This is a genomic window from Pseudomonas sp. N-1-13 (assembly GCF_057787095.1).
Genome location: NZ_JBYNRI010000001.1, coordinates 4,292,719 through 4,317,430, shown reverse-complemented (window position 1 = coordinate 4,317,430; position 24,712 = coordinate 4,292,719). Strand labels below are relative to the sequence as shown.

The following is a 24,712-nucleotide window of genomic DNA, read 5'->3' as shown; positions in this document are numbered from 1 at the left end:
GTGTTTCCTTTGGGGCGATCTGGGTTGAACATCATCCGCAGCAAATCCTTCACCGGCGACCGCGCCTGGGCGGCGTTGGATATCGCCGACATGAACGGCATTACCACGCGCCTGCACTGGACCGATCAGCCCTACAAATGGCACATCAATGAAGGTCAGGAAGTCTTCGTGGTGCTCGATGGGCAAGTGCAGATGTGCTATCGGGAAGACGGTATCGAAAAAGATACCTTGCTGAGTGCGGGGGATATTTTCTATGCATCGGTGGGCACCGAACATCTGGCCAAGCCATTGGGAGAGGCGAGAATTCTGGTGATCGAGACCAAGGGCAGTATCTGATTAATATTTGCATAATCGATAATATATAGAGAAATTACCCGTTATATAGATATTCGATTTGAATCTAGCATGGCTCTATCTCGTCCCAGAGCAGGAGTTCGCCATGCCATGCTGTGCTGCAACCAACCGTTTGCGCCCACTCAGTCATTTGCCCAGGCCATTGGAAGCCATTCGCCAGTTCACACCTAACTGGTTTGCTGTCGTCATGGGCACCGGCGTATTGGCCCTGGCCCTGGCGCAATGGCCGGGGGATGTCCCAGGCCTGCGCGTCCTGGCCGAAGGGGTATGGTTGTTCAATGTCCTGTTGTTCATGTTGTTCACCGGGCTGTACACCGCTCGTTGGGTGTTGTTCTTCGACGAGGCCCGGCGGATTTTCGGTCATTCAACGGTTTCGATGTTTTTCGGCACCATTCCCATGGGGCTGGCAACCCTCATCAATGGTTTGTTGGTATTCGGTTTACCGCGTTGGGGCGAGGGCGTAGTGCTGCTGGCTGAAACGTTGTGGTGGATCGACGTGGCGATGGCCCTGGCCTGCGGCGTGCTGATTCCGTTTTTGATGTTCACCCGCCAGGAACACCGAATCGACCAGATGACCGCCGTGTGGCTATTGCCCGTGGTGGCCGCTGAAGTCGCCGCCGCCAGTGGTGGGTTGTTGGCACCGCATTTGGCAGACGCTCATTCGCAACTGGTGATGTTGGTCACCAGCTACATCCTCTGGGCATTTTCCCTACCCGTAGCGTTCAGCATCCTGACGATTTTGCTGCTGCGCATGGCCCTGCACAAACTACCCCACGAAAACATGGCCGCCTCCAGCTGGCTGGCCCTCGGCCCGATCGGGACCGGTGCTCTGGGCATGTTGTTGCTGGGAGGCGATGCGCCGCTGATTTTTGCCGCCAATGGCTTGCCGGGCTTAGGTGAAGTCGCCGCCGGCGTGGGCGTGGTGGCCGGTATCACCCTGTGGGGCTTCGGGTTCTGGTGGATGCTGATGGCGCTGCTGATCACCGCACGCTATTTGCGCACTGGCATCCCGTTCAACCTCGGGTGGTGGGGCTTTACCTTCCCCTTGGGCGTGTATGCGCTGGCAACGCTGAAGCTGGCGAGCTTGCTGAGCCTGGGTTTTTTTACTGTGTTCGGTTGTGTACTGGTGGCGATGCTGGCGGTGATGTGGCTGATCGTCGGCCGCCGCACGGTGCTCGGCGCCTGGCACGGTGAGCTGTTCGTGTCGCCATGCATTGCGGGGCTGGCGAAATAATCGTTAAAGACAGGTAATGTGTGGCCTGGATCGAAAAACCTCATTCCAATAAGCGACCACGCCACTCAGGAACATGGAAGATGAGTCACCCCTCGCAGTTCACCTTGCTCCGCACGCGGCGTTTCCTGCCGTTTTTCATCACACAGTCCCTTGGCGCGTTCAACGACAACGTGTTCAAGCAGTCGTTGATCCTGGCGATTCTCTATCGGCTGACCATCGAGGGCGACCGCTCGATCTGGGTCAATCTGTGTGCGCTGCTGTTTATCTTGCCGTTCTTCTTATTCTCGGCACTGGCAGGGCAGTTCGGGGAAAAATTCGCCAAGGATGCGTTGATTCGTCTGATCAAATTCGGCGAAATCGCCATCATGGCGATCGGCGCGGTGGGTTTCCTGTTCGATCACTTGTGGTTGATGCTGGCGGCGCTGTTCGCCATGGGTACCCAGTCGGCGCTGTTCGGGCCGGTGAAATATTCGATCCTGCCGCAAGCGCTGCGCGAGGACGAACTGGTCGGCGGCAATGGCCTGGTGGAGATGGGCACATTCCTGGCGATCCTCTTGGGCACTATCGGCGCTGGGATCATGATGTCCTCGGCGCATTACGCGCCGGTGGTGGCAACGTCGATTGTCGTTATCGCCGTAGCCGGTTACCTGGCGAGTCGCGGCATTCCGCGGGCGGCGGCAGCTTCACCGCAGATGCGCCTGAACTGGAACATTTTCAGCCAGTCCTGGGCCACGCTTAAACTGGGCCTGGGACAAACCCCTGCGGTGTCCCGCTCCATTGTCGGCAACTCGTGGTTCTGGTTTGTCGGGGCGATTTATCTGACACAGATCCCGGCCTACGCCAAGGACTGGATGCACGGTGATGAAACCGTGGTGACCTTGATCCTGACGGTGTTCTCGGTGGGGATCGCCGTGGGTTCGATGCTGTGCGAGAAGCTGTCCGGGCGTAAAGTCGAGATCGGCCTGGTTCCCTTCGGCTCGTTCGGCCTGACCGTATTCGGGCTGCTGTTGTGGTGGCATTCCGGCGGAATTCCTGGCAGTGCCGAGGGCTACGGCTGGCTCGAAGTGCTCGGTTTCGGCCACGCCTGGCTGGTGCTGATCGACATCCTCGGGCTCGGTGTCTTTGGTGGTTTCTACATCGTGCCGCTGTACGCACTGATCCAGTCGCGCACCGCCGTGAATGAGCGGGCGCGGGTCATCGCCGCCAACAACATTCTCAACGCGCTGTTCATGGTGGTCTCGGCGATTGTCTCCATTGTCCTGCTGGGCTTGCTGGAACTGTCGATTCCCCAGCTGTTCCTGGTGGTGTCACTGCTGAACATTGGCGTGAACACCTACATCTTCAAAATCGTCCCTGAGTTCAGCATGCGTTTCATGATCTGGCTGCTGAGCCATTCCATGTACCGCGTGGAACATCGCAACCTGGATGCGATTCCCGATGAAGGCGCCGCGCTGCTGGTCTGCAATCACGTGTCCTTCGTTGACGCGTTGCTGATCGGTGGCGCGGTGCGTCGGCCGATTCGCTTCGTGATGTACTACAAGATCTACAACCTGCCAGTGCTCAATTTCATCTTTCGCACCGCCGGGACGATTCCGATTGCCGGGCGCCAGGAAGACATTCATATCTACGAAAGCGCTTTTACACGCATCGCTCAATACCTGCAGAACGGCGAGTTGGTGTGCATCTTCCCCGAAGGAAAATTGACGGCCGATGGTGAGATCAATGAGTTCAAGGGCGGACTGACGCGCATTCTTCAGGAAACACCTGTGCCGGTGATTCCCCTGGCGTTGCAGGGATTGTGGGGCAGTTTCTTCAGTCGTGACCCGAACAAGGGGCTGTTTCGCCGGTTGTGGTCGCGGGTGACGTTAGTGGCGGGGCCGGCGGTCGCCGTTGAGGTGGCGGAACCGGCGAAGTTGCAGGCGTTGGTGGGGGAGTTGCGCGGGGCTGTCAGATAACGAGAGACGCCTTGTGAAAGTAGGTATGTGAGAGCAAAGCTTGCTCGCGATAGCGTCCTTGAGACCGCCTCGCGGGCAAGCCTTGCTCCCACAGGTCCAGTCCTACAAGCCTCTGTGTCTACAGAGATTGTTCCTGCAGGTGAGTTCAGGCGCTGGCCTTAAGTCCGATCAACCCGGCAACGATCAACGCCACACTGGCTAGCCGAACCAGCGCCATGGATTCACCAAACAGAATGATTCCGGCAATCACCGTGCCCACGGCACCGACACCGGTCCAGATGGCATAGGCCGTGCCCAGGGGCAACTCCTTCATCGCAAGGCCCAGCAGGCCAAGGCTGATAGCCATGGCCGCAACGGTCAATACGGTAGGGAGCGGGCGGCTGAAACCGTCGGTGTACTTCAGGCCGACAGCCCAACCGACTTCGAACAGGCCGGCAAAAAACAGAATGATCCAGGACATCACACACCTCCATCGATGGATGGGGTCGTCCCCGGATTTAGGTCGATCGAGTGGCGGGGTCGTCCCCGCGATGGGCATATAGATTGCCCATTATTGACCACTCGATCAAGTCTGTCTTTCAGTCCGCCGCTTGGCGGGCGAGCAGTTCACGGTCCTGCTTTTCGCTCATACGGCGGAAATACGTCGAGAGCAGCGCCCCGGAAATATTGTGCCAGACGCTGAACAGCGCGCTGGGCACCGCCGCCAGCGGCGAGAAATGCGCACTGGCCAGGGCTGCGCCCAGACCGGAGTTTTGCATGCCCACCTCCAGAGACAAGGTCTTGCGCTGGGCCAGTGGCAACCCGAACAGGCGAGCGGTGAAGTAACCCAACAGGTAACCGAAGCTGTTATGCAGCATAACGATCGCCATGATCAGCAGGCCGGACTCGGCGATCTTCGCCTGACTGGCCGCCACTACCGCAGCAACAATGATCACGATGCTCACTACCGAGATCAGCGGCAGCACTTCCACCGCGTGACGCACCCGCGCTCCCAGCAGGCGTTGAGCAACGATGCCCAGCACGATAGGCAGCAGTACGATCTGCAGGATCGACCAGAAAAGCGCCGAGAACGACACCGGCAACCAGGCGGAAGCCAGCAGCCAGATCAGCGCCGGGGTCAGCAAAGGCGCGAGCAGGGTGGTGATGGCCGAAAGCGACACGGCCAAAGCCAGGTCGCCGCGGGCCAACCAGGTCATGACATTGGAGGAGGTGCCGCTCGGACAGCAACCCACCAGAATCACCCCGACGGCAATCTCCGGTGGCAGGCTGAATACTTGGCAGAGCAGCCACGCCACGCCGGGCATGATGACAAATTGTGCAATCACCCCCAGGACCACCCGCCCTGGATGACGGCCCACTTCGGCAAAGTCCTCCAGCTTGAGCGCCAGGCCCATGCCGAACATCACCAGCCCCAGCAAGGGGACGATGGCGACTTTCAGGTCGACGAACCATTGCGGTAGCAAGAATGCCAGCACGGCAAAAAACAGCACCCAGTAAGCGAAGGTATTGCCGACAAAACGACTCAATGCAGCCAGTGCGCGCATGACCTGATCCTTATTATTAAGTAGCACCACAAAAACACTGTGGGAGCGAGCCTGCTCGCGATAGCGGAGTATCAGGCAACCTGTCGGTAACTGTCACTCTGCCATCGCGAGCAGGCTCGCTCCCACAAGGGTAATCATTGGGCTGTCAGATCCCCTGAGGCATCTCTTCACCACCCAACGCTTCTACCAGCGCCGGCAGGAACTCGCCAAACGTCAACATCATCAGCGTGAAGCTGGCGTCCAGTTGGCCGAGGGCCTCGTCGCCGCCGTCCTGTTCCGCCTGATCCTGCAGCAAGTCTTCGAATTTCAGGCGCTTGACCACCATTTTGTCGTCGAGCACGAAAGACAGCTTGTCCTGCCAGGCCAGCGACAGTTGGGTCACCACCTTGCCGGTGTTCAAGTGCAACTGGATTTCGTCGCTGGTCAGGTCCTGACGCTTGCAACGCACAATGCCGCCATCTTCGTGTGTGTCGCGCAGCTCGCATTCATCCAGCACGAAGAAATCGTCGGCGGCTTTCTGAGTCTTGACCCAGTCGGTCATGATGGCGGTGGGTGCGGTTTTCACGGTCAGTGGGCGCACCGGCAGCGAGCCGAGGACTTCGCGCAGGGTGGAGAGCAGGTCTTCGGCGCGTTTCGGGCTGGCGGAGTTGACCAGGATCAGACCCTGTTTCGGTGCGATGGCAGCGAAGGTGGACGAGCGACGAATGAACGCGCGAGGCAGAAACGCCTGGATGATTTCATCCTTGAGCTGGTCCCGTTCCTTTTTATAGACCTTGCGCATTTGTTCGGCTTCGATCTCTTCGACCTTTTCTTTCAGGGCATCGCGTACGACGCTGCCTGGCAGGATGCGTTCTTCCTTGCGTGCGGCGATCAGCAGGAAATCCTGGCTGATGTGCACCAGAGGTGCGTCTTCGCCTTTACCGAACGGCGCGACGAAACCGTAAGTGGTCAACTCCTGGCTTGCACATGGACGCGCCAGTTTGCTGGCCAGTGCAGTTTCCAACGCCTCGGCATCAAAAGGCAGATCTTGGGTCAGGCGATAGATAAGCAGGTTTTTGAACCACATGGGGTGAGTCTCTCCTTTATACAAAGGGGGGCATTATTCTCTTCGCGGCGCCATAGGCCAACCCTTCGCTAAGCCTTTGGAAGGCCTGAAAAAATTAAATTAAAAAGTGCTTGCCAGCTTTGAGGACGCTCCGTAGAATGCGCGCCACACCGAAAGCGAAGGGTGATTAGCTCAGCTGGGAGAGCGTCTGCCTTACAAGCAGAATGTCGGCGGTTCGATCCCGTCATCACCCACCATTCGCTCCAAAGTGTTACGCGCAGCGGTAGTTCAGTCGGTTAGAATACCGGCCTGTCACGCCGGGGGTCGCGGGTTCGAGTCCCGTCCGCTGCGCCATATTCGGTAATCTGGAACACTGAACGCCAGATCACCACAGAAAGCCCGCTAACGCGGGCTTTTTGCTGTTTGCAGTTCCTGCGGTGCACGTTAATCACATTTTTTGCTGAATAGTTAATTAAATCAGCACGTTACGAAAATTTGTGAGAGAATGCGCCCCGCATCGAAAGTGAAGGGTGATTAGCTCAGCTGGGAGAGCGTCTGCCTTACAAGCAGAATGTCGGCGGTTCGATCCCGTCATCACCCACCAAGCTTTCAATGTTACGCGCAGCGGTAGTTCAGTCGGTTAGAATACCGGCCTGTCACGCCGGGGGTCGCGGGTTCGAGTCCCGTCCGCTGCGCCATATTCGCTTCCACTTAGGCCCACTGAACGCCTGGAAGCTACCGAATAAGCGGCCTTTGGCCGCTTTTTTCGTTTATGGCGTTTCATCGCAATCCATCAGCAGCCCAGCAAACGGCACGGCCGTGATATAGCAGGTGCTGCCCCTCGGCGGATATGAGCATCAAATGGGTATGTGGGTCGTCGACAAGACCTGGCGCAACCCCATGAACGAGCGGATCTGCCGAACACCGGGCAGGTAAAGCAACTGTTCGGCATGCAGTCGATTGAAGCTGTGGCTGTCCTTGGTTCGCAGCAACATGAAATAGTCGAATTCTCCCGTCACCACATGGCATTCCATACAGCCGGATACCTTTTGTGCGGCCGCTTCGAAATCTGCAAAGGATTGCGGTGTGGAGCGGTCCAGTACCACGCCGATCAACACCACCATTCCCGCGTCCAGCGCCTCACTGTCCAGCAATGCGACGATGCCCTTGATCAGGCCGGCCTGCTTGAGCCGTTCGACGCGCCTGAGGCAAGCCGGCGCGCTCAGTTTCACCTTCTCTGCAAGCGCCACATTGGAGATGGAGGCATCGCGCTGCAGGGTCTTGAGAATCGCTCGGTCGGTTCGATCAAGCGGTTGCGGCGCCGCAGCTGTTTCTTCAGGCTTCTTGTGATTATTTGTTGCGCTCATCTCTCTTCCCGAACAACTAAAGTATGTTCTGTAATTGTTTGCGTAAATAATAGTTCTTTAAGTACCTTAAACTTGCAACACATATTTTTCATATTCTTCTTAATATTGAACTCATCGAAGCCCCCCTGAAATAGCCTGGAAGGCAGCCTTTGTCTTTCGGCCTGGTGCTTGGATATTCAATACACAAGGAGCAGAGTCATGAACCTGAATCGTTTCGAACGTTATCCGCTGACCTTTGGTCCCTCTCCCATCACCCCCTTGAAGCGTCTCAGCGAACATTTGGGCGGCAAGGTGCAGTTGTATGCCAAGCGTGAAGACTGCAACAGTGGCCTGGCCTTCGGCGGGAACAAAACCCGCAAGCTTGAATACCTGATTCCCGAAGCGCTTGAGCAAGGCTGCGATACCCTGGTTTCCATCGGCGGAATCCAGTCGAACCAGACCCGCCAGGTAGCCGCCGTCGCTGCTCACCTGGGCATGAAGTGCGTACTGGTGCAGGAAAACTGGGTGAACTACTCCGATGCGGTGTATGACCGAGTGGGCAATATCGAGATGTCCCGGATCATGGGTGCAGAGGTACGTCTGGACGCCGCCGGGTTTGACATCGGCATTCGTCCCAGTTGGGAGAAGGCCATGAGCGACGTGATCGAGCGAGGTGGCAACCCATTCCCGATCCCGGCGGGGTGTTCCGAGCATCCCTACGGCGGCCTCGGGTTCGTGGGTTTCGCCGAAGAGGTACGGCAGCAGGAAAAAGAACTGGGCTTCAAGTTTGATTACATTGTGGTCTGTTCGGTGACCGGTAGTACCCAGGCCGGCATGGTGGTCGGTTTCGCTGCCGACGGCCGCTCGAAGAACGTCATCGGTATCGACGCCTCGGCCAAACCGGAGCAGACCAAGGCACAGATTTTGCGCATTGCTCGGCACACCGCTGAGCTGGTGGAGCTGGGTCGGGAGATCACTGAAGAGGACGTGGTCCTCGATACGCGCTTCGCCTACCCGGAATATGGCTTGCCCAACGACGGCACGCTGGAAGCTATCCGACTGTGCGCGAGCCTTGAGGGCGTACTGACAGACCCGGTGTATGAAGGTAAATCCATGCACGGGATGATTGATATGGTGCGTCGCGGTGAGTTCCCTGAAGGTTCGAAAGTGCTTTATGCGCATTTGGGCGGGGTTCCCGCGCTGAACGCCTATAGCTTCCTGTTCCGCAACGGATGATTGCGCTTCAAGTCCGTCAAGCGTTAGCGCTAGCGGTGAGTAAGCTGTGGCGGGGAGCAAGCTCCCTTGCCACAGGTTCAATGTTGCACTTGCTGAGCAGCGCGGGACCCGGCCCCATCAGGCGCTATAGCGCTCTTGCAAGACACTTTTTGCCAGGTCCCTGGCCACCGACAAGATCTTCTCCACCTGCTTATCCATCGCGGCATCGGTTAACTCGACCTTACCCAGTTTAACGAAGCGCAATGTGTGGCCGCAGACAGATCCCAGCCAAGTCAGGCTGGGCAATGGGCTGACTTCGACATCAAGCAGGTAGCAGCCTTTCGATACTGAGCGCAGCAACTGGCTGGCATGACACAGGCTGGATGGATTCGATTCCGATGCCTGAAACCCGGCTCTGAGCCAGTCGAGCATGAACTCATGCGACTGCTTGACGACCAGATAGGCCACCTGGTCCCAGTCCTTGATCGCCAGCTGCAACGTGTCGATGAAGTATTCGGGCAGTTCGGCACTGGTGACAATAACGACACCCACATCCGTTAATGGCGCTTTTATCCAGACTGCGGATTGCGAAATCGTATGCATGAAAGTACTCCCGGTGATGGGTAGAGGCTCATTGCCTCAACGGTTCTCGCCGACGGCCAGAATGGTTGCCACCAAGGCCTGGGCGCGTGGAACCAACGTGTCCAGTTCCAGGTATTCACGATCGGTGTGGACTTTGCCACCCACCGGCCCGAGGCCACACAGGGTTGGAATGCCCAAGCTGGCGGTGAACCCGGAATCGGCGCAGCCGCCGGTGAATTCGCCCTCGACACTGAAGCCTAGCGCCAGTGCTTGTTGTTGATAGATGTGCAGCAGTTGCTCGCTGTGCCGTGCTTCCATCGGCAGGAAGGTCGTCGCTTCCTTGAGGATGGCGCTCGTGCCGGGCAGTTCCTCTTCAGCGACGATGCCTTGGATGGCGGCGAATATCTGCTCCCAGTGTTGCGACTCGATAAACCGTACATCCAGCTTGGCCGAGGCGTTGGGCGCGACAGTGTTGCTGGAGGTGCCGCCGGCGATCAGCCCGATATTGGTGGTGATGCCTGCGGGGTAATCGGTCAGGGCATGCAGTTTGACGATCTTTCGGGCCAGCGCCTCGATGGCGCTGGCCCCGTCGGCATGGTTGACGCCGGCGTGCGCAGCGCGGCCACTGACTTCGATGACCAGTGTGGCCCCGCCTTTACGGGCGCTGACCACATTGCCGCTGGCCCGTCCCGGCTCGGTATTGAGTACGGCGCGGGCTGATTTGGCGGCGCTTTCGATATGGCTGCGGGCGCTGCCAGAGCCGATTTCTTCGTCACCGGTATAGAGCACCTGCACCGGGCAGGGCAAAGGACCGGCGCGCTTGAGTGCCTTGAGGGCGAAGCAGTTGAGCACCAACCCACCTTTCATGTCGGCTACGCCGGGGCCGTAGGCGAGGTCGCCATCGCGGCTGAAGCCACGGGTGGTGGTCGTGCCCTTGGGGAATACCGTGTCGCGATGGCCCAGCAACAGCACCGGCTTGCCAGCCTCGCCGGGCACTTGGGCAAGCAGTACGTCGCCAAAACCTTCGACCGGCATCCGCTTGAGCTCGATACCGTCGGCCTCCAGTTCCGCTGCGAGCAATGCGCCTACGGCATCGACCCCCGCCTTGTCATAGCTGTTGGAGTCGGTATCGACCAGACGCTGCAACAACGACTCCATGGCGGGGCGCTGGCCGGCGAGCCAGTCCAGCGCCTGTTGGTGGGTCTCGCTCATTGCGCACGCTCCCGTGCCCGATGTTCCTCGCTCAGACGTGCCGCATCGTTGCCCAGGTCCCAGAACAGCCCGGCCATGATCTGCAGACTTTCTTTGACCACCGGTGCCAGCAAGTGCTCGTTGGGCGCATGTTGTGAACAGGCCGGGTACGAATGCGGCACCCACAAGGTCGGCAGGCCGAGCACGTCGGCAAACACGTCGTTGGGCAAGGAGCCGCCAAGGTTGGGCAGCAGCGCCGGTTTCTTTCCGGTGGTTTGCGTCAACGAGTCGAGGGCCCAGTTGACCCATGGGCTTTGCGGGTCGAGCCGGGTGGCGTGCATGACATCGATGCGGCTTTGCTTGACCTCGACATTGTTGAAACCATGGGCATCCAGGTGAGCGCGCACGGCGGGGATAAAGGTCGTGTAATCGCTGTTTACCACAAAGCGGATATGGCAGTGAGCGTTGGCCTTGCCGGGGATTGCATGCACCGGGGCGTCTGGATTGCCAGTCTTGAAGGCAATGACATCGAGGGTGTTCCAGCCAAAGACTTTCTCGCTCAGCGACAGATCCGGGTGGCCCCAGTTGGCGTCGATTTGCGGATCATCCGGCCCGCCACCGACTTCGATATCGGCCAGCGCCTGTCGCACCGAATCCGGCAGTGCGCTGGGCTGCAAGCCCTCGACTTTTACCCGGCCATGTTCGTCGATCATGCTGGCGATGGCGTTGGCCAGGATGATGCCGGGGTTGGCCAGCAGCCCGCCCCAATTGCCGGAGTGGTGCGCGCCTTCGCGCAGATTGACCGCCAGCTCGAAGTTGAACACCCCGCGTGAGCCTAGAAAAATGGTAGGCCGTGTTGCGGCCAGACGCGGGCCGTCCGAGGCGATGAAGATATCCGCCGCCAGCTCCTTGCGGTGGGCGGCACAGAACGCATTGAGGCCGGGGGAACCTTCTTCTTCGCCCATTTCCAGCAGCAGTTTGACGTTGAAGCCGAGCTTGCCTTCGCGGGCCTTGAGGGTCTGCTCCAGCGCGGTGATGTTGATCAGGTGCTGGCCTTTGTTGTCGGCGGTGCCGCGCCCGTACCAGCGATCACCTTCGACGGTGACTTGCCACGGTGACAAGCCTTCACGCCATTGTGCCGCATAGCCGCGCACCACATCACCATGACCATAGCTGAGTACGGTGGGCAACTGCGGGTGTTCAATGCGCGTGGCGATCATGAATGGTCCGCGTTCCGCTACCGGGTTGTCGTAGATTTTTACGCTGAAACCCAGCGCCTCGACATGCGGAGTGATGAACTCGTTGAGGTAGCGATACAACTCAGGTTGGCTGTCTTGCGCCTGGCTTTCGGTGGGCAGGGCGACACTACGTTCGAGCAGGTTGAAAAAAGCACCGTTGTCGAACTGTTCGAGGGTGTTGCTGATGGCCTGGGAACGACTCATGAGTGGACAAGCTCCAGTGTTTGGGTGGGACTGTCGTGCAGGTGGCAACGTACGTTGCCGCCGATAATTGGATCGTTGGCCGGATAGGCCGTTTTGCAACGGTCCATGCAGTTCGGGCAGCGCGGGTGAAAGGTGCAGCCGGATGGCGGGGACATCGGGTTGGGGAAGGCACCGTGCAGGCCGATGTCTGGAATGCCCAAGCGCGGATCGGGGGTGAGCACCGAATCCAGCAATGCGCGGGTATACGGATGGCCGGGTTCGGCGAACAGCGACTGGCGGGTGCGTTCTTCGACAATACGCCCCAGATACATCACGGCCACCCGGTCGGCGAGGTGCTCGATAACCGCCAGGTTGTGGCTGATCAGCAGATAGGTCAGGCCGAATTCGCGCTTGAGGTCTTGCAACAGATTGAGGATCTGCGCTTGCACTGACACGTCCAGCGCCGAAGTCGGCTCGTCGCAGATCAACACATCAGGACGCATGACCAGCGCCCTGGCAATCGCCACGCGCTGGCGCTGGCCGCCGGATAACTGGGCTGGATAGCTATCGATCACGCGCTTGGGAAGGCCGACTACATCCAGCATTTGTTCGGTTTTCTTGCGGCGCTCGGTGGCCGTGCCGATGTCGTGGACGATCAACGGCAGGGTGATGATTTCGCGCAGGGTCTTGCGTGGGTTCAGCGACGAATACGGATCCTGGAAAATCGGCTGGATACGCCGGGACATTTCCTTGCGATCTGTCGCTGCCAGATGTTTGCCATTGACCAGCACGTCGCCTTGAGTGGGCTGTAGCAGGCCGAGCAGCATCTTCGCCAGGGTGCTTTTGCCGCAACCGGACTCACCCACCAGACCGAGGGTTTCACCGCGCATCAGGCGCAGTGACACGCCATCAACCGCTTTCAGTGTGGCGGCAGGTTTGAAAAAGCCTTTGCTGATACGGAACTCGCGACGGATATCGCACAGCTCCAGAGCGATGTCTTTTTTCATGAGCGGGCACTCTCTTTGATCAGTATCGGTTTCGGCCCAGAAGCCGCCAGTAGGCAGCGCGCCATATGTCCGTTCTGGTGCACTTCGGGCACATCCCGGGCACACGCCTGGACGGTGTGCGCGCAACGATTGCGAAAGGCACACCCGTGTTGTTCACCCACCAGGCTCGGCACCAGACCGGGAATCGAACCCAGCGCTTCGCCCGGTTTGGTCCGCCCTGGAATCGGGATGCTGGCCAGCAGGCCACGGGTGTACGGATGCCGCGGGTTCTCGAAGAGTTGTCGGGCGGGAGCGCTTTCGACGATTTCCCCGGCATACATCACGGCAACCCGGTCGGCGATGCGGGCCACCAGGCCAAGGTCGTGGGTGATAAAGATCACCGCCAGCCCCAGTTCTTTCTGAATATCGCGGATCAGGCGCAGGATTTGCGCCTGAATGGTCACGTCCAGTGCGGTGGTCGGCTCGTCAGCGATGATCAGGTCGGGCTCGCACATCAACGCCATGGCGATAATCACCCGCTGGCGCAACCCCCCGGAGAGTTGATGCGGGTACTGACGCAGACGCTCGCCGGCATTGCTGATGCCGACTTTTTCCAGCATCTGCGCGGCGCGGGCCAGCGCATCCTTGCGCGACACCTTGCGGTGCCGGGTCAACACTTCACTGAGCTGGTCGCCAATGCTGTAGGCCGGGTTCAGCGCGGTCATGGGCTCCTGGAAGATCATCGCCAGGCGGTTGCCGCGCAGGTCGCACATGCTTCGCTCGCTCTGGCCGAGCAGGTCGATGCCGTCCAGTGTCAGTCGGCTGGCGGTGCGCTTGGCCTTGCGGGGCAGCAGGTCCATGAGTGCCAGCGAGGTCAGGGATTTGCCGCAGCCGGACTCTCCGACAATGCACAGCATCTCGCCGCGCTCGACCTGAAAATCCAGGCCGCGCACCGCATGCAGCATGTCATCCGCTGTCGGGTTATGGCCCATGGGAATGTCCACCCGCAGGTTTTCAACATGGAGTAGTGCCATGTCCGGTACTCCTCTATCAGTCTCAGTTGCGGCCATCGGGCAGGATCAGATCGCGCAGGCCGTCGCCGACCAGATTGATGCCCAGCACCAGAATCATCAGGGCGATGCCTGGGATGGCGATGACCCACGGGGAAAAGAACATGTAGGGTTTGCCCTCTGCGATCATCAGTCCCCAGGACGGCGTCGGCGGTTGTACGCCCACCCCGAGGAACGACAGCGCTGACTCCAGCAGGATCGCGTGGGCCATTTCCAGGGTCGCGACCACGATCAGCGCGCCAACCAGATTGGGCAGGATTTCACTGACCAGAATGCGCAGGGTCGAACAGCCCAGGGCTTGTGCCGAGGCAACATATTCGGCATCGCGAATTTGTTGCACCGAGGCCCGAACCACCACGGCGAAGCGGTCCCAGAGCAGGCAACCGAGCAGAATGATCACCACCTTCAGCGAGCCGCCCATCAACGAGGCAGAGGCCAGGGCCACCATGACCACAGGCAGCGCCAGCCGAGTGGTGATCAGGTAGCTGATAAACGCATCCACCTTGCCACCGTAGTAACCGGCCAGCAGACCCATGACGGTGCCGATGACGCCGGAAATCAGCGCCGCCGCAACGCCGATAAACAGTGAAATACGGGCGCCGTAGAGCAACCGTGAGAGGTAATCGCGGCCCAGCTTGTCGGTGCCCAAGACATATTCCCAAGTGCCGTTAGCCATCCAGACCGGAGGCTTCATGCGCAACATCACGTCTTGCGCATAAGGGTCATAAGGCGCCAGCCATGGCGCGAACAGCGCACCAGCAAAAATGATCAGCAGCAACGCACTGCCGATGGCGAAGCCGCGGTGGCGAAAGCTTTTGCCAAGCACCCGGCTCAGGCTGCTTGGTGGGGGCAGGTAGTCGTTGATCGCCAGGGTAACGGGGGTACTCATGAAGGGCTCCTAGCGCACGCGAATGCGCGGGTCGAGCAGTGCGTTGAGCACATCGGCCAGCAAGGTGAGGATGATGTAGATCACCGCAATCAGCAGGACCACGGCCTGGACTACCGGGAAGTCGTCACGGGCGATGGCGTCCCAGGCGAGTTGTCCGATGCCTTGCAGGGAGAACACGGTTTCGATCACCACCGAACCGCCGAGCATGAAGCCGAACTCCACCGCTGCCAGTGCGACGACCGGAATCAATGCATTGCGCAATGCATGCTTGAACAACACCTGCGCAGGGCGCAGCCCCTTGGCGCGAGCGGTGCGGATGTAATCGCAACTGAGCACATCCAGCATGCCTGCGCGGGTCAGGCGCATGATGGCCGGCGTTGCGTAGTACCCCAAGGCAATGGCCGGCATGACGAAATGCAGCATGCTTGAGTTGCCGGAGACTGGCAGCCACTTGAGCGTCACCGCAAACACTACTATCAACATCAGCGCAAACCAGAAGCTGGGCATTGCCTGGCCCAGTACCGCGATGCTCAAGGCCAGTCGATCAACCCAGGTGTCGCGTTTGATCGCGGCCAGTACGCCCAGGGGAATCGCCACCAGCAAGGCGATTCCCAGCGCCATGGCACCTAATCCGAGAGTAATCGGCAAACGGCTGGCGACGAGGTTATAGACCGACTCCTGAAAGAAAAAGGAGTTGCCCAGGTCCAGCCGCAGCAAACCGGCCAGCCAGTTGACGTACTGGGTGGGAAGCGGTTTGTTCAAGCCGTATTGCACACGGATCTGTTCGATCTGTTCGCTGGTGGCTTCCGGCCCGCCAATGGCCGTGGCCAGGTCGCCGGACAGATGCAACAGAGAGAAGCTGATCACCGACACGGTAATGGCGACGCAAAAAGCGATGCCCAGACGGCGTAGAAGGAACCCAAGCATGGCAAGTTTCCTCATGTTCAATGGATGACAGGTGGAGGACGTGGCCGTGGGGGGCTGGCCCACGCGCCACGGAATCGCTCGCTCAATCCGCCCGGTTGCGGATTACTTCCAACTGGACTGAACGAAACGCGGCAGTTCATCCGGATACGGCGTGAATGCCAGTTCGGAGGTGTAGGCGTAGTTCATCGAGTAGTTGAACAGCGGGGCCCAGTACGCCTGTTCGCTGATGCGCTGCAACGCCTTGCGGTAGTTGTCCTTGCGCACTTGCGGATCGAGGGCGTTATCGGCGCTCTGCAACCAGTTTTGGACTTGCGGGTCTTTGATGTTGTCGTCCGGATTGCCCTTGAACCAGGTGCCGGCCGACGCCGAGGTGTCGAGGATCGAGAACGAGCCCCAGGCCTGGAACGACATGGGCACCTTTCCGCCACGTTGCTGATCTCGTAGGGCGGCGTACTTCAAGTAGCGCAGCTTGGCGTTGATGCCCACCGCCCGCAGGTTGCCGATGATGGCTTCGACGTAATCACGGTCGCGATAAGCGAATATTTCCGTCTCGAAGCCATTTGGGTAACCGGCCTCGGCGAGCAGCGCGCGGGCTTTGGCCGGGTCAAAGTTGTAGACAGTGGCCGCAGAGGTATCGCAACCGAACTGGCGTGGATAACACGCAACCTGTAAGGGCTTGGCTTCGCCACCCACCAGCTGCGTCGCCAGTGCCTCGCGGTTGATTGCATGGTTGATCGCTTGACGCACCTTGAGGTTTTTCATTGGCGAGTTTTCGCTGGAGGTGCCTCGAGCATCAAGAATCAGGAAACCGATGCGCATGGTTTCGGCGCTGGTCACGGTGAGGTTCGGTATACCTTTGAGGTCGATTGCCTGATCCGAGGTGACGCGCCAGATCCAGTCGACACCGCCGGTCATCAACTCGGCCAGGCGAGTTTCTGCATCCGGGATTACCCGAAACTTGAGGTGAGCGATATGTGGCTTGCCTTGTGGGCTGTCCGCAAAGTAGTCCTTGTTGATCGCCATGCTCACGCCTTCGCCGGCCTCCACCGACAGGGCTTTATACGGTCCGGTGCCCACTGGCTTGCGACTGAATTCGGCCAGGCCGACCTTCTCGAAGTATTGCTTGGGGAACATCGGAACGGCGTTGGACAGGTATTCCAGCGCAGGAGGGAAAGGCTTCTTCAAATACAGGCGGACACTGTAGTCACCGGTTTTTTCGGCGCTCTTGATCCAGTCTACGTTTTGCACGGTCACGACTTTCGCTTCGGGCGACACCACGTAGTTGAGGGTGAACACCACGTCGTCGGCGGTGAAGGGGTCGCCGTTGTGAAATTTGACGCCTTTGCGTAGCTCAAGGTCGATGGTGGTGTCGTCGACCTGTTTCCAGCCGGTGGCCAGCATGGGCTTGTATTCGCCGCTGGTGGGATCGCGGTAGATCAGGTTGTCCCAGATCAGCCGGCCGAGAATCACTCCTTCGCGGAGATCGTTGTGATAGGGGCTGACGTTTTCAGGTTCGCTGTCGGAAGCGTAAACCAGGGTGTCGTTGGCTTTGTCGGCATGAGCCGCAAAGCTGTTGATCAAACCCATCAGCGCGATACTGCAGGCGAAACCTTTGATGCCCATGCCGTCGTCTCCGTTGGCGAGAGTGGTTGAATCAAAGGGCAGCGAATCGCAAATGCGGTAAATGAGGAGGAGAAGCTCAGGCGATGTTTTTTTTGGTCTGGACACGAATGTAGGGAAAGGCTATCAATGCCACAAGTACAATCTTTCGATACTTTCTTTGCCAAAAAGGCAATGCTCGGAGGTTCTGATGCAGTTGTATGGCGTGCAGTCCACGGCATTGCGCTATTTCCTGGAAGTAGCCAGGTGCGGATCGGTCAGTGAAGCTTCGGTGCGGCTCAATGTTGCGGCGTCAGCGGTGAGCCGACAGATTTCCAAGCTTGAGTTGGCTCTGGATGCCAGCCTGTTTGAGCGTCGTGCCCGAGGCATGGTGCTCAGCGAGGCCGGGACGCGATTGGCGGCTTATGCGCGCAAGTCGCAACTTGAGGCTGAGCAGGTGGTGCTGGAAATTACCGAGCTGCATGGCTTGCAACGGGGGCATGTGCATGTCGCCTGCTCGGAAGGTTTTGCATTGGAGTACATGCCCAGGAGCATCAGCGCATTCAGGCGTGAGTACCAGGGCATCCATTTCACATTGGAGGTTTGCGCGCCTGCGCAAGCGACTGAAAAAGTACGTTCCGGCGAAGCCGATCTGGCGATGACCTTCAGCCTGTCACCGCAGAAGGAAATCAAGGTTGAACATGTCTTGAGCGGGGCGATTTTTGCAGTGGTTTCCAATTCCCACCCCTTGGCCGGGCGTGAAGCGGTCAGCCTCGCCGAGTTGCAACCCTGGCCCATTGCATTGCCTAAGGCCGATACCACGATACGGCAACTGTTCGACATTTGTTGTGGTGTACAGGGGTTGTTGTTCGATCCGGTACTGACCACTAATTACGTGGCCGCGCTTTACAGCTTCGTCCGCGAGGAAGGCGTCATTAGCCTGGCCAGCGAGATGACCTTGCACAAACAGGTGGCGGACAAGCAGTTGCAGTGCCTGCCAATCCTGGATGAAGGGATGCAGGCACGGCGCATCGAACTGCAAAGCATGGCTGGACGCAATTTGCCGGCGGCGGTTTCTGCGTTCAAGGATTTTCTGATTGCAGAACTGGTGAACACCAAGCACGGTTGAAGTGGCGAGGCAACGGCGCAAGGCTGTTCGCTTATCCCCGATGGGCTGCGCAGCAGCCCCAAAAAAAAGATTGAATCCCATGCTCCGTTATTTACTGCTCGGCATTGCGGCTATGACGGTAATCGCTGACCGCCTCATACACCGCTTTGCGCAAACGGTTGATGCCGCCGATGGGGCGATGGGCCTCAATGCCGAACCACGGGTTGAAGGACTGGTTGTCGCAGGCCAGGTTCAGCTTGGGCGTATCGAAATCCTGGGCCGGCACGGTGATTCGCGCCACTGTCTCGAACGGTGCGTCACTTTCTCGCCATTCAATACTGGTGTCTTCGATCGGCATGAACTTGCTCGGGTCCTGGCGCTGGATCTGCAGGACAAAACACGCCGGTATCCGGTCTGTGGATAACTGTTGCGTCAGTGCACTTCGCAAGAAATTCGGCAGTGCCTGGTTTTGTGCGGGCAGGGTGTAGCTCGGGCAGTTATCCGGGTCGGGCGCTACGCGAAATTTCGCGTTGGCCTCGCCAAACTTGTAGGGCGATACCGAAAAATACGTGGTCTGGGTCGGGCTGTCAGGGGCCGGTGAAAGTGTCTCCAGGGCGATGAACAGGTGGCGGATCTGCCAGCTCCGGGGATCCAGGCTCGGAAAGAACGCCATCGCCTTTTTTCCATCGGCCTGGGCGGCTACATTCTGACGATATTCGGCGACATCGCTGACGAAGAAGTTCGGATGATTGAACATCACAAAATCCTGTTCACCTTGTGACTGTCGGTCCCCCAGCAATTGTTTGCCCGGCACGCCCAGCAGCTTGATCGCCATCCCTCGCGCATCGCGCAGGCTGTCGAACTGTGGGTAGGCGTTGCCGTTGGACAAGCGAATCGTCGCTTGCCAGACCTTCCCCGGCTCGGCAAATACACCCTGGCGCAACGGTGCTGGCAGATTGTCCGGCACCTGCACTTGCGCCATGACGCAGCCGTGGGCTTTGGCATGGGCATCACGCAGGTAGCGCGTGCCTTCGCGGTGCTGATCGACGATACGGATGGCGGTCTGGATGATGTCCTGGGTCATGGCCGCTTCGCCGGGTGGAATCTGCTCTTTATCCGAGACCGGCCCGCTGTGTTGCCAGGCGAACCAGGCCGTGGCCAGCGCCCAGCCGAGCAGCCCGATGCCCAGCAACCACAGGAGCGTCTTGCCCAAAAAGGCGCCGAGGCGCAGCCAGAGCGTAATCAGCATGGGTCAATCCTTTTGCCTGAGGGGTTCATCATCACAGTTGCGACTCCAGCGGCCCGCCCAGTACCTTGAGGTACTCCAGCAACGCCCAGCGTTCCTGTGGCTGCAGCAGCCGACCGATCACGCCGTTACCCCGCTCACCAGCGCGAAACTCATGACCACTGTTGTGGTTGCCGGTAATCCGGGTGTCGAACAAAAAGCCATTCGTGAAGGCTTCTGTGCGATAGCCCAGGTGCCGTGGGTCGTATTCGAAGCTGCCTTTATAGAAGGTGATCGCCCGTTCGTCCTGGGGAGACAGCAATTGATAGATCGTCGGCACCGAGCCGTTATGCAGGAAGGGCGGCGTGGCCCAGACGCCAGCCAGGGGCCGGGCTTTGTAGGCGCGTAGTTCACGTACGCCGATGGGCAGGCCAAAACCGTCCAGCGCCGGGCGCTCCAGCGGTGTGACGCCCGCGTCACGGTAAGCCCGCTCTTCCACGAACGCGGTAACGTAGGCCAAGCCTTTGGCGACCGAAACCTGGCTCAAATCCAGCGGCGTCGTCGGGGTCGGATGCAGTTGTACGTCCAGTTTGGCCAGTTCGGCCGGATTCCATTGCAGGCTGGTCAGATCGAAACGGTGGTCGGCAATGTTGTGGGCGGTACCCGGATCGGTGCCGATCACCTTCACCGGCAACATGTTCAGGTGCTGGACGGGCCTGTCAGGACCTTGAACCACGTTGGGGACATGGCAGCCGGCACAGTTTTCGACGAACAGCGCCCGGCCTTGTGCGGCCAACGGCATATCGATAGGGCCAAGCAGTTCCTGAGGCCACTCCGGGGCCTTGAGCAACTGCAGGGTTTCTTCAATCTTGTGCAGATCGCGAACGCGCACGCTGGAGGGGTATCGCGCATCACCTTGTAATGGTTTGCCCTGGGCGTCGAAAAAATTCAACGTGGCGCCAACACCCAGTGCTTCGCCGACGTTGCGGGCCATCGGTTGCTGGGCCGAACCGTTCCACTGCACCCAGTCGAATGTCCATATGTCCCATAACTGCGGGTAATCCACAGGTGCGTTGGCGACCCGGTAATTCTTGTCGGAGATGGCATCGCCGAAGCTGGCATTGGCAATCCGTCCAAAGGCATCTGTACGGCCAGGTCCTTCTTCGGTGGGGTAGAGGCCGCGATGAGTGTCGTTCCAGGCCACGCGCAAGAATGTATCCAGAGAGGCTTTGAATGATTTGCGCAACTGTTCATGGCGGGCGTCGTAGTCCTGCCCCAGGACCTGGCGGGCAAAGCGTTCGAATTTCCAGGGGTTGTAGTAGGTCGAGGCCAGGCTGGCGACCAATGCTTGTCCGAAACTGCCACCGCGTAATGTAGGAACGCTGGAAGGCAGGACGTGCTGGGCCGAGCCCCCGTCGATCCGTATCGCCTGGCCCTTGAAGCGCAGCTCACCGGTGTGACAGGCGGCGCAGGTGATATCCAGGAACTGGTCGGCGCTGCCCGGATTCTGGTGGCGGGTGAAACCTACGGGCAGATTGCCGGGATTGTCCGCCGAGGGTTTCTGCGCCGGGTCCACCAGAAAGCCGAATCGAGCCAGGTATTCAGGCGAAGCGAAGCGCTGTTGCGAGAACGGCAATTCGAGGGCGGTGAACCAGTCGTAGCGCAGGCCTTTGACTTGAGTGCCCTGAGGGGTGAAATAGTACGTCTGGCGTTCGGCGGCGCTCCATTGATCCAGATAATGCACCTGTTCTACCGGTGTATAGGTCGGCAGACGAGGATTGGCAACGTAATAGAGCACCACGGCCACGGCGATGACGAGCAGCGCAAGGAGCAACAAGAGAAGGCGAGATAGCAGGCGCACAGTAACGTCCTTGTTTTTTTTGATATGCCCTTATGCCTCAGTGCCGCGTGGCCGGCAAGTGGCCATTACCGATGGGGCTGCGGGGGAGTGGCAATTTGTCCCTGTACGTAATAGATGACAGATGCTTCATCCGCCCAGGATTAAAAAGCGTTTGGGACCGTGAACTTATCAGTGCTTTGCTGCTCACATGCCGGTAGCCATTGGTCGTGGCCGCCTGATAAGCTCGCGGCTTTACTCGATTGCCCTTTTGGCGCATGAACAAGGAAATAGCATGAAACAGCATCGGTTGGCGGCGGCGGTGGCCCTGGTTGGCCTGGTACTCGCGGGTTGTGACTCGCAGACCAGCGTAGAGCTGAAAACCCCGGCGCAGAAAGCTTCCTACGGCATTGGCCTGAACATGGGCAAAAGCCTGGCTCAGGAAGGTATGGATGACCTGGATTCCAAAGCAGTGGCCCAGGGCATCGAAGATGCCGTCGGCAAGAAAGAACAGAAGCTGAAAGACGAAGAACTGGTCGAAGCCTTTGCCGCACTGCAAAAGCGTGCCGAAGAGCGTATGGCCAAGATGAGCGAAGAGTCGGCAGCCGCCGGCAAGAAATTCCTCGAGGAAAACGGCAAGAAGGAAGGTGTTACCACCACCGCTTCCGGCCTGCAGTACGAAGTGGTCAAGAAAGCCGACGGCCCTCAGCCTAAGCCGACTGATGTCGTGACTGTTCACTACACCGGTAAGTTGACTGACGGTAAGGTGTTCGACAGCTCCGTGGAGCGTGGCAGCCCGATTGACCTGCCGGTCAGCGGTGTGATCCCGGGTTGGGTCGAAGGCCTGCAACTGATGCATGTCGGCGAGAAGTACAAACTGTACATCCCGAGCGAACTGGCCTACGGCGCCCAAAGCCCGAGCCCGGCCATCCCCGCCAATTCGGTTCTGGTGTTTGACCTGGAACTGCTGGGGATCAAGGATCCGGCAAAAGAAGACGCAGCCAAGTAACCGCGGCTGCTATAACGACAACGCCTCGCTTATGCGGGGCGTTGTCGTATCCGGGCGTTGGTAAACGGCAAAAAACCGAACGCTCGGCGCGGGTTATAGTCATAGGCAATACAGACGCTGTGCTAGACCCAGTCGGGCCGTCAAGTCAATGAAATATTGGGTTTTTTTATGTGAGTAAAAAACGCCCGATCTGACTGGGGGCCTTATTTGACGGGGGCTTCAGCGCGTAAATGCAGCTCTGTTCACAAGGTTATCCACAATTTGTGTGGATAACATTTCAGTGGGAGAAAACATGAAGGCTCCGTGGAATTTTGCGCGTTTTCTGCCGCTGGCAGGACGACTGCTGGCCCGCGGTCGATTGCCGACGTTGTTGTTTGCCGTCGCCAGCAAAGGCGCCCGAGAGGGCGGTCGGTTAGGCAAGCTCAAGGAGGATCTGCGTTTGCTGCAGGCCCTGTGCCTGGCCTACTGGCGTGGCGAATATCGGGCCGTCAGCGCCAAGTCGCTGCTGTCGATCGTGGCCGGACTGATGTACTTCCTCAGCCCCCTGGACGCGATTCCGGATTTCCTGCCCATGTTCGGCATGTTTGACGATATCGCCGTACTGGCGTGGATCATGAAGACCCTCGACAGTGAACTCGAAGCCTTCCGCGCCTGGCGTTATCGGCAATCCCCCGAAAAGCTCGCTCAAGTCGAGCGGCTTCCCGACACCCCGGAACAGCTCCAGCTCCAAGGGCAGAAAAAGCACTGATCCGGTTGTGTTTGCCTTATGAGATTGATCGCCCCGCGACCTTAGCCGCTATTAGGATTACACTTCCAAGGAAAAAGCTGACTCGCTAAGTGTTGTTGTCCTACGGGGTAGACATGGATATTCAAATAATCACACGCGACGGAGAGCCCGAATACGCGGTTTTACCGTGGGATCAGTACCAGTCGCTATTGAAGGCAGCCGGCATCAATCAAGCTCCGCCGCAGGAAGCCACAGTCCGTCATGCGGCGGCACCCGGCCAGGTTCTTCCTGGTCTGGATCAACTACGCAGTTTGCGCGAAGGGAAGGGCATCGCCATTGAGGCGTTGGCCCGCACAGTAGGTATAAGCCCGTCTTATCTGGCCATGATCGAAAGTGGCGAGCGTCAGCCCGATGCCGCGATTCGGCGCAGTTTGGCCTGGGAGTTGACGGTGCCGGGTTGGAGGGATCAATCGTGAGTGTTCGTATCAGTCGGCAGCATTGGGATGGGTTGTTGGGTGAACTGGATCAGGCGCGCCGCCAGCGCCATTTGTTGACGTACCGGGCCTTGCTGGAGCGTTTGCAGCTTCCCAGCCCGGCCATGCAGACCTTGACTGCGGCCCTTGAACACTTGGCAGCACTGGATGCCCGGGCTGAACAGCCGCTGCGAAGTTCGTTGGTCATCAGCCAGGGGGCAAGCCGGTTGCCGCGTACCGGTTTCTTCGAGTGCGTTGAGCGTCTTGGGCGCTTTTCCGGGCCTTCCGATGGTGTCGCGGCCGCTTCCTGGCACGCCTCGGAAGTGGTCCGGGTATTCGAATACGAGTACCCCGAATCAGCGGAGGCCTGAATGCTCTGGCGCATCAAGGCGCGGGCCGGTTACTGGCTGGCGCGTCGATTGTTTCATTGGTCCTGGTTTGTTCGACAGCCCCGTGGCTGGTCCTGGCTGGAAGGTCAATTTGCCCGCATGGCGAACCTGGGGGACGTCGGCGCGCAAAGTTTCTATGGGCATATCCTGACGTTCCGCGGCCAGGGCCTGGGTGCCCGGGAAGAAGGTGTTCGCCTGTTGCGCCTGGCGGCGCTGGCCGGTGATGGCAAGGCTGCCTATCAAGTCGGTGTGATCAGCCTGGCCGGTTCCGCCAGCAAGGCGCCGGATCCGATAGAAGCGGCGCGCTGGTGGGGGTTGGCGGCAAAAGCCGGCCATCCGTTGGCGGAGGTCAAGCTCAAGGCGCTCGAAGGCTACGACCAGTAGTTTTATCCACAGGCATTTTTGAACCCTTCTTTCCTTTCGGCTGTTCGTTTGTCGAGTGGGGCTATTTAGCGAATCGCCCTACATTCACCGCCTCCTTACCTGACTTATTTCCCCAGGCATCCCCGGCAAAGTCTCGCGCTCCCTGAGTGCTGCGAGACGTCTGCCCATGTTCGATCGTTTTTCCCTGCCGGCCCCTGATCGA

24 protein-coding genes and 4 tRNA genes are annotated in these 24,712 nt (G+C 59.1%); 14 read left to right on the top strand and 14 right to left on the bottom strand.

All coding sequences use genetic code 11. The features are described 5' to 3' along the window. The first annotated feature begins 24 nt into the window (after window positions 1-24). The 3 genes from AC3I65_RS19405 to AC3I65_RS19395 all read left to right on the top strand — a co-directional run bounded on the left by AC3I65_RS19405 (window position 25) and on the right by AC3I65_RS19395 (window position 3,543). The gene (locus AC3I65_RS19405; protein WP_076383771.1) at window positions 25-336 is read left to right on the top strand and encodes a cupin domain-containing protein; all 312 of its coding nucleotides are present in this window, start codon (window positions 25-27) and stop codon (window positions 334-336) included. A 103-nt stretch (window positions 337-439) separates the two neighbouring features. Further along, complete coding sequence (locus tag AC3I65_RS19400) at window positions 440-1,588, top strand: TDT family transporter (RefSeq protein ID WP_160894117.1); 1,149 nt, start codon at window positions 440-442, stop codon at window positions 1,586-1,588. A gap of 80 nt (window positions 1,589-1,668) precedes the next feature. Then, window positions 1,669-3,543: an MFS transporter gene (locus AC3I65_RS19395; RefSeq protein ID WP_488524084.1), complete on the top strand. Its 1,875-nt coding sequence runs from the start codon at window positions 1,669-1,671 to the stop codon at window positions 3,541-3,543. A gap of 145 nt (window positions 3,544-3,688) precedes the next feature. Here AC3I65_RS19395 and sugE read toward each other — a convergent pair whose 3' ends face one another. The 3 genes from sugE to rdgC form a co-directional block, all read right to left on the bottom strand. Then, entirely contained in the window at window positions 3,689-4,003 is a 315-nt protein-coding gene (gene sugE, locus AC3I65_RS19390) for a quaternary ammonium compound efflux SMR transporter SugE (protein ID WP_047228696.1), read from the bottom strand. A 118-nt stretch (window positions 4,004-4,121) separates the two neighbouring features. Further along, window positions 4,122-5,087: a bile acid:sodium symporter family protein gene (locus AC3I65_RS19385; protein WP_274091112.1), complete on the bottom strand. Its 966-nt coding sequence runs from the start codon at window positions 5,085-5,087 to the stop codon at window positions 4,122-4,124. 145 nt (window positions 5,088-5,232) lie between these two features. Further along, entirely contained in the window at window positions 5,233-6,153 is a 921-nt protein-coding gene (gene rdgC, locus AC3I65_RS19380; RefSeq protein ID WP_047228694.1) for a recombination-associated protein RdgC, read from the bottom strand. Window positions 6,154-6,313: 160 nt separating this feature from the next. Between rdgC and AC3I65_RS19375 the strand changes: the two genes are divergently transcribed. From AC3I65_RS19375 to AC3I65_RS19360, 4 genes are all read left to right on the top strand, one after another. Continuing rightward, a tRNA-Val gene (locus AC3I65_RS19375) sits at window positions 6,314-6,389 on the top strand. 20 nt (window positions 6,390-6,409) lie between these two features. Further along, window positions 6,410-6,486, top strand: a tRNA-Asp gene (locus AC3I65_RS19370). A 174-nt stretch (window positions 6,487-6,660) separates the two neighbouring features. After that, window positions 6,661-6,736, top strand: a tRNA-Val gene (locus tag AC3I65_RS19365). 17 nt (window positions 6,737-6,753) lie between these two features. Beyond that, window positions 6,754-6,830 (top strand) — tRNA-Asp (locus tag AC3I65_RS19360). Window positions 6,831-6,989: 159 nt separating this feature from the next. Here the strand turns inward: AC3I65_RS19360 and AC3I65_RS19355 are convergent. Continuing rightward, window positions 6,990-7,499, bottom strand: coding sequence for an Lrp/AsnC family transcriptional regulator (locus AC3I65_RS19355; RefSeq protein ID WP_047230462.1), 510 nt, complete (start codon window positions 7,497-7,499; stop codon window positions 6,990-6,992). Window positions 7,500-7,697: 198 nt separating this feature from the next. Between AC3I65_RS19355 and AC3I65_RS19350 the strand changes: the two genes are divergently transcribed. Further along, on the top strand, window positions 7,698-8,714 hold the full coding sequence (locus tag AC3I65_RS19350) for a 1-aminocyclopropane-1-carboxylate deaminase (protein ID WP_488524083.1): 1,017 nt from the start codon (window positions 7,698-7,700) through the stop codon (window positions 8,712-8,714). Window positions 8,715-8,831: 117 nt separating this feature from the next. Here AC3I65_RS19350 and AC3I65_RS19345 read toward each other — a convergent pair whose 3' ends face one another. The 8 genes from AC3I65_RS19345 to AC3I65_RS19310 form a co-directional block, all read right to left on the bottom strand. Then, the gene (locus tag AC3I65_RS19345) at window positions 8,832-9,296 is read right to left on the bottom strand and encodes a transketolase (RefSeq protein ID WP_188252290.1); all 465 of its coding nucleotides are present in this window, start codon (window positions 9,294-9,296) and stop codon (window positions 8,832-8,834) included. A 36-nt stretch (window positions 9,297-9,332) separates the two neighbouring features. Further along, window positions 9,333-10,487, bottom strand: a complete 1,155-nt coding sequence (locus AC3I65_RS19340; RefSeq protein WP_160894122.1) for a M20 family metallopeptidase — start codon at window positions 10,485-10,487, stop codon at window positions 9,333-9,335. Beyond that, window positions 10,484-11,908 (bottom strand): M20 family metallopeptidase, encoded by a 1,425-nt coding sequence (locus tag AC3I65_RS19335; RefSeq protein ID WP_047230466.1) that lies wholly within the window; start codon window positions 11,906-11,908, stop codon window positions 10,484-10,486. Before AC3I65_RS19335 ends, AC3I65_RS19340 begins: the two co-directional genes overlap by 4 nt. Continuing rightward, window positions 11,905-12,894 (bottom strand): ABC transporter ATP-binding protein, encoded by a 990-nt coding sequence (locus tag AC3I65_RS19330; protein ID WP_448694189.1) that lies wholly within the window; start codon window positions 12,892-12,894, stop codon window positions 11,905-11,907. Before AC3I65_RS19330 ends, AC3I65_RS19335 begins: the two co-directional genes overlap by 4 nt. Next, window positions 12,891-13,907 carry an ABC transporter ATP-binding protein gene (locus AC3I65_RS19325; protein WP_488524082.1) on the bottom strand — a complete coding sequence of 339 codons (1,017 nt, stop codon included), beginning with the start codon at window positions 13,905-13,907 and terminating at the stop codon, window positions 12,891-12,893. The genes AC3I65_RS19330 and AC3I65_RS19325 overlap by 4 nt, the downstream gene beginning before the upstream one ends. A gap of 22 nt (window positions 13,908-13,929) precedes the next feature. Next, entirely contained in the window at window positions 13,930-14,832 is a 903-nt protein-coding gene (locus AC3I65_RS19320) for an ABC transporter permease (protein ID WP_047230469.1), read from the bottom strand. Between the two features lie 9 nt (window positions 14,833-14,841). Continuing rightward, complete coding sequence (locus AC3I65_RS19315) at window positions 14,842-15,759, bottom strand: ABC transporter permease (protein WP_322833864.1); 918 nt, start codon at window positions 15,757-15,759, stop codon at window positions 14,842-14,844. 102 nt (window positions 15,760-15,861) lie between these two features. After that, entirely contained in the window at window positions 15,862-17,382 is a 1,521-nt protein-coding gene (locus AC3I65_RS19310; protein ID WP_488524081.1) for an ABC transporter substrate-binding protein, read from the bottom strand. 187 nt (window positions 17,383-17,569) lie between these two features. On the opposite strand from AC3I65_RS19310, the gene AC3I65_RS19305 reads away from it, so the two are divergent. Then, window positions 17,570-18,487: a LysR substrate-binding domain-containing protein gene (locus AC3I65_RS19305; RefSeq protein ID WP_047230472.1), complete on the top strand. Its 918-nt coding sequence runs from the start codon at window positions 17,570-17,572 to the stop codon at window positions 18,485-18,487. Window positions 18,488-18,578: 91 nt separating this feature from the next. On the opposite strand, the gene AC3I65_RS19300 is transcribed toward AC3I65_RS19305, so the two are convergent. Then, on the bottom strand, window positions 18,579-19,715 hold the full coding sequence (locus AC3I65_RS19300; protein WP_047230473.1) for a catalase family protein: 1,137 nt from the start codon (window positions 19,713-19,715) through the stop codon (window positions 18,579-18,581). Between the two features lie 31 nt (window positions 19,716-19,746). Beyond that, window positions 19,747-21,552, bottom strand: a complete 1,806-nt coding sequence (locus AC3I65_RS19295) for a di-heme-cytochrome C peroxidase (RefSeq protein WP_488524080.1) — start codon at window positions 21,550-21,552, stop codon at window positions 19,747-19,749. Between the two features lie 271 nt (window positions 21,553-21,823). Between AC3I65_RS19295 and bamJ the strand changes: the two genes are divergently transcribed. The 5 genes from bamJ (at window position 21,824) to AC3I65_RS19270 (ending at window position 24,510) form a co-directional block, all read left to right on the top strand. After that, window positions 21,824-22,537, top strand: a complete 714-nt coding sequence (gene bamJ / locus AC3I65_RS19290) for a BamJ family beta-barrel-assembly machinery protein (RefSeq protein ID WP_076383781.1) — start codon at window positions 21,824-21,826, stop codon at window positions 22,535-22,537. A gap of 292 nt (window positions 22,538-22,829) precedes the next feature. Next, window positions 22,830-23,285, top strand: a complete 456-nt coding sequence (locus AC3I65_RS19285) for a YkvA family protein (RefSeq protein ID WP_076383782.1) — start codon at window positions 22,830-22,832, stop codon at window positions 23,283-23,285. A 113-nt stretch (window positions 23,286-23,398) separates the two neighbouring features. Further along, on the top strand, window positions 23,399-23,740 hold the full coding sequence (locus tag AC3I65_RS19280; RefSeq protein WP_076386572.1) for a helix-turn-helix domain-containing protein: 342 nt from the start codon (window positions 23,399-23,401) through the stop codon (window positions 23,738-23,740). Next, window positions 23,737-24,108 carry a hypothetical protein gene (locus AC3I65_RS19275; RefSeq protein ID WP_003179080.1) on the top strand — a complete coding sequence of 124 codons (372 nt, stop codon included), beginning with the start codon at window positions 23,737-23,739 and terminating at the stop codon, window positions 24,106-24,108. The genes AC3I65_RS19280 and AC3I65_RS19275 overlap by 4 nt, the downstream gene beginning before the upstream one ends. Continuing rightward, complete coding sequence (locus AC3I65_RS19270; protein WP_047230478.1) at window positions 24,109-24,510, top strand: SEL1-like repeat protein; 402 nt, start codon at window positions 24,109-24,111, stop codon at window positions 24,508-24,510. Window positions 24,511-24,712 lie beyond the last annotated feature (202 nt).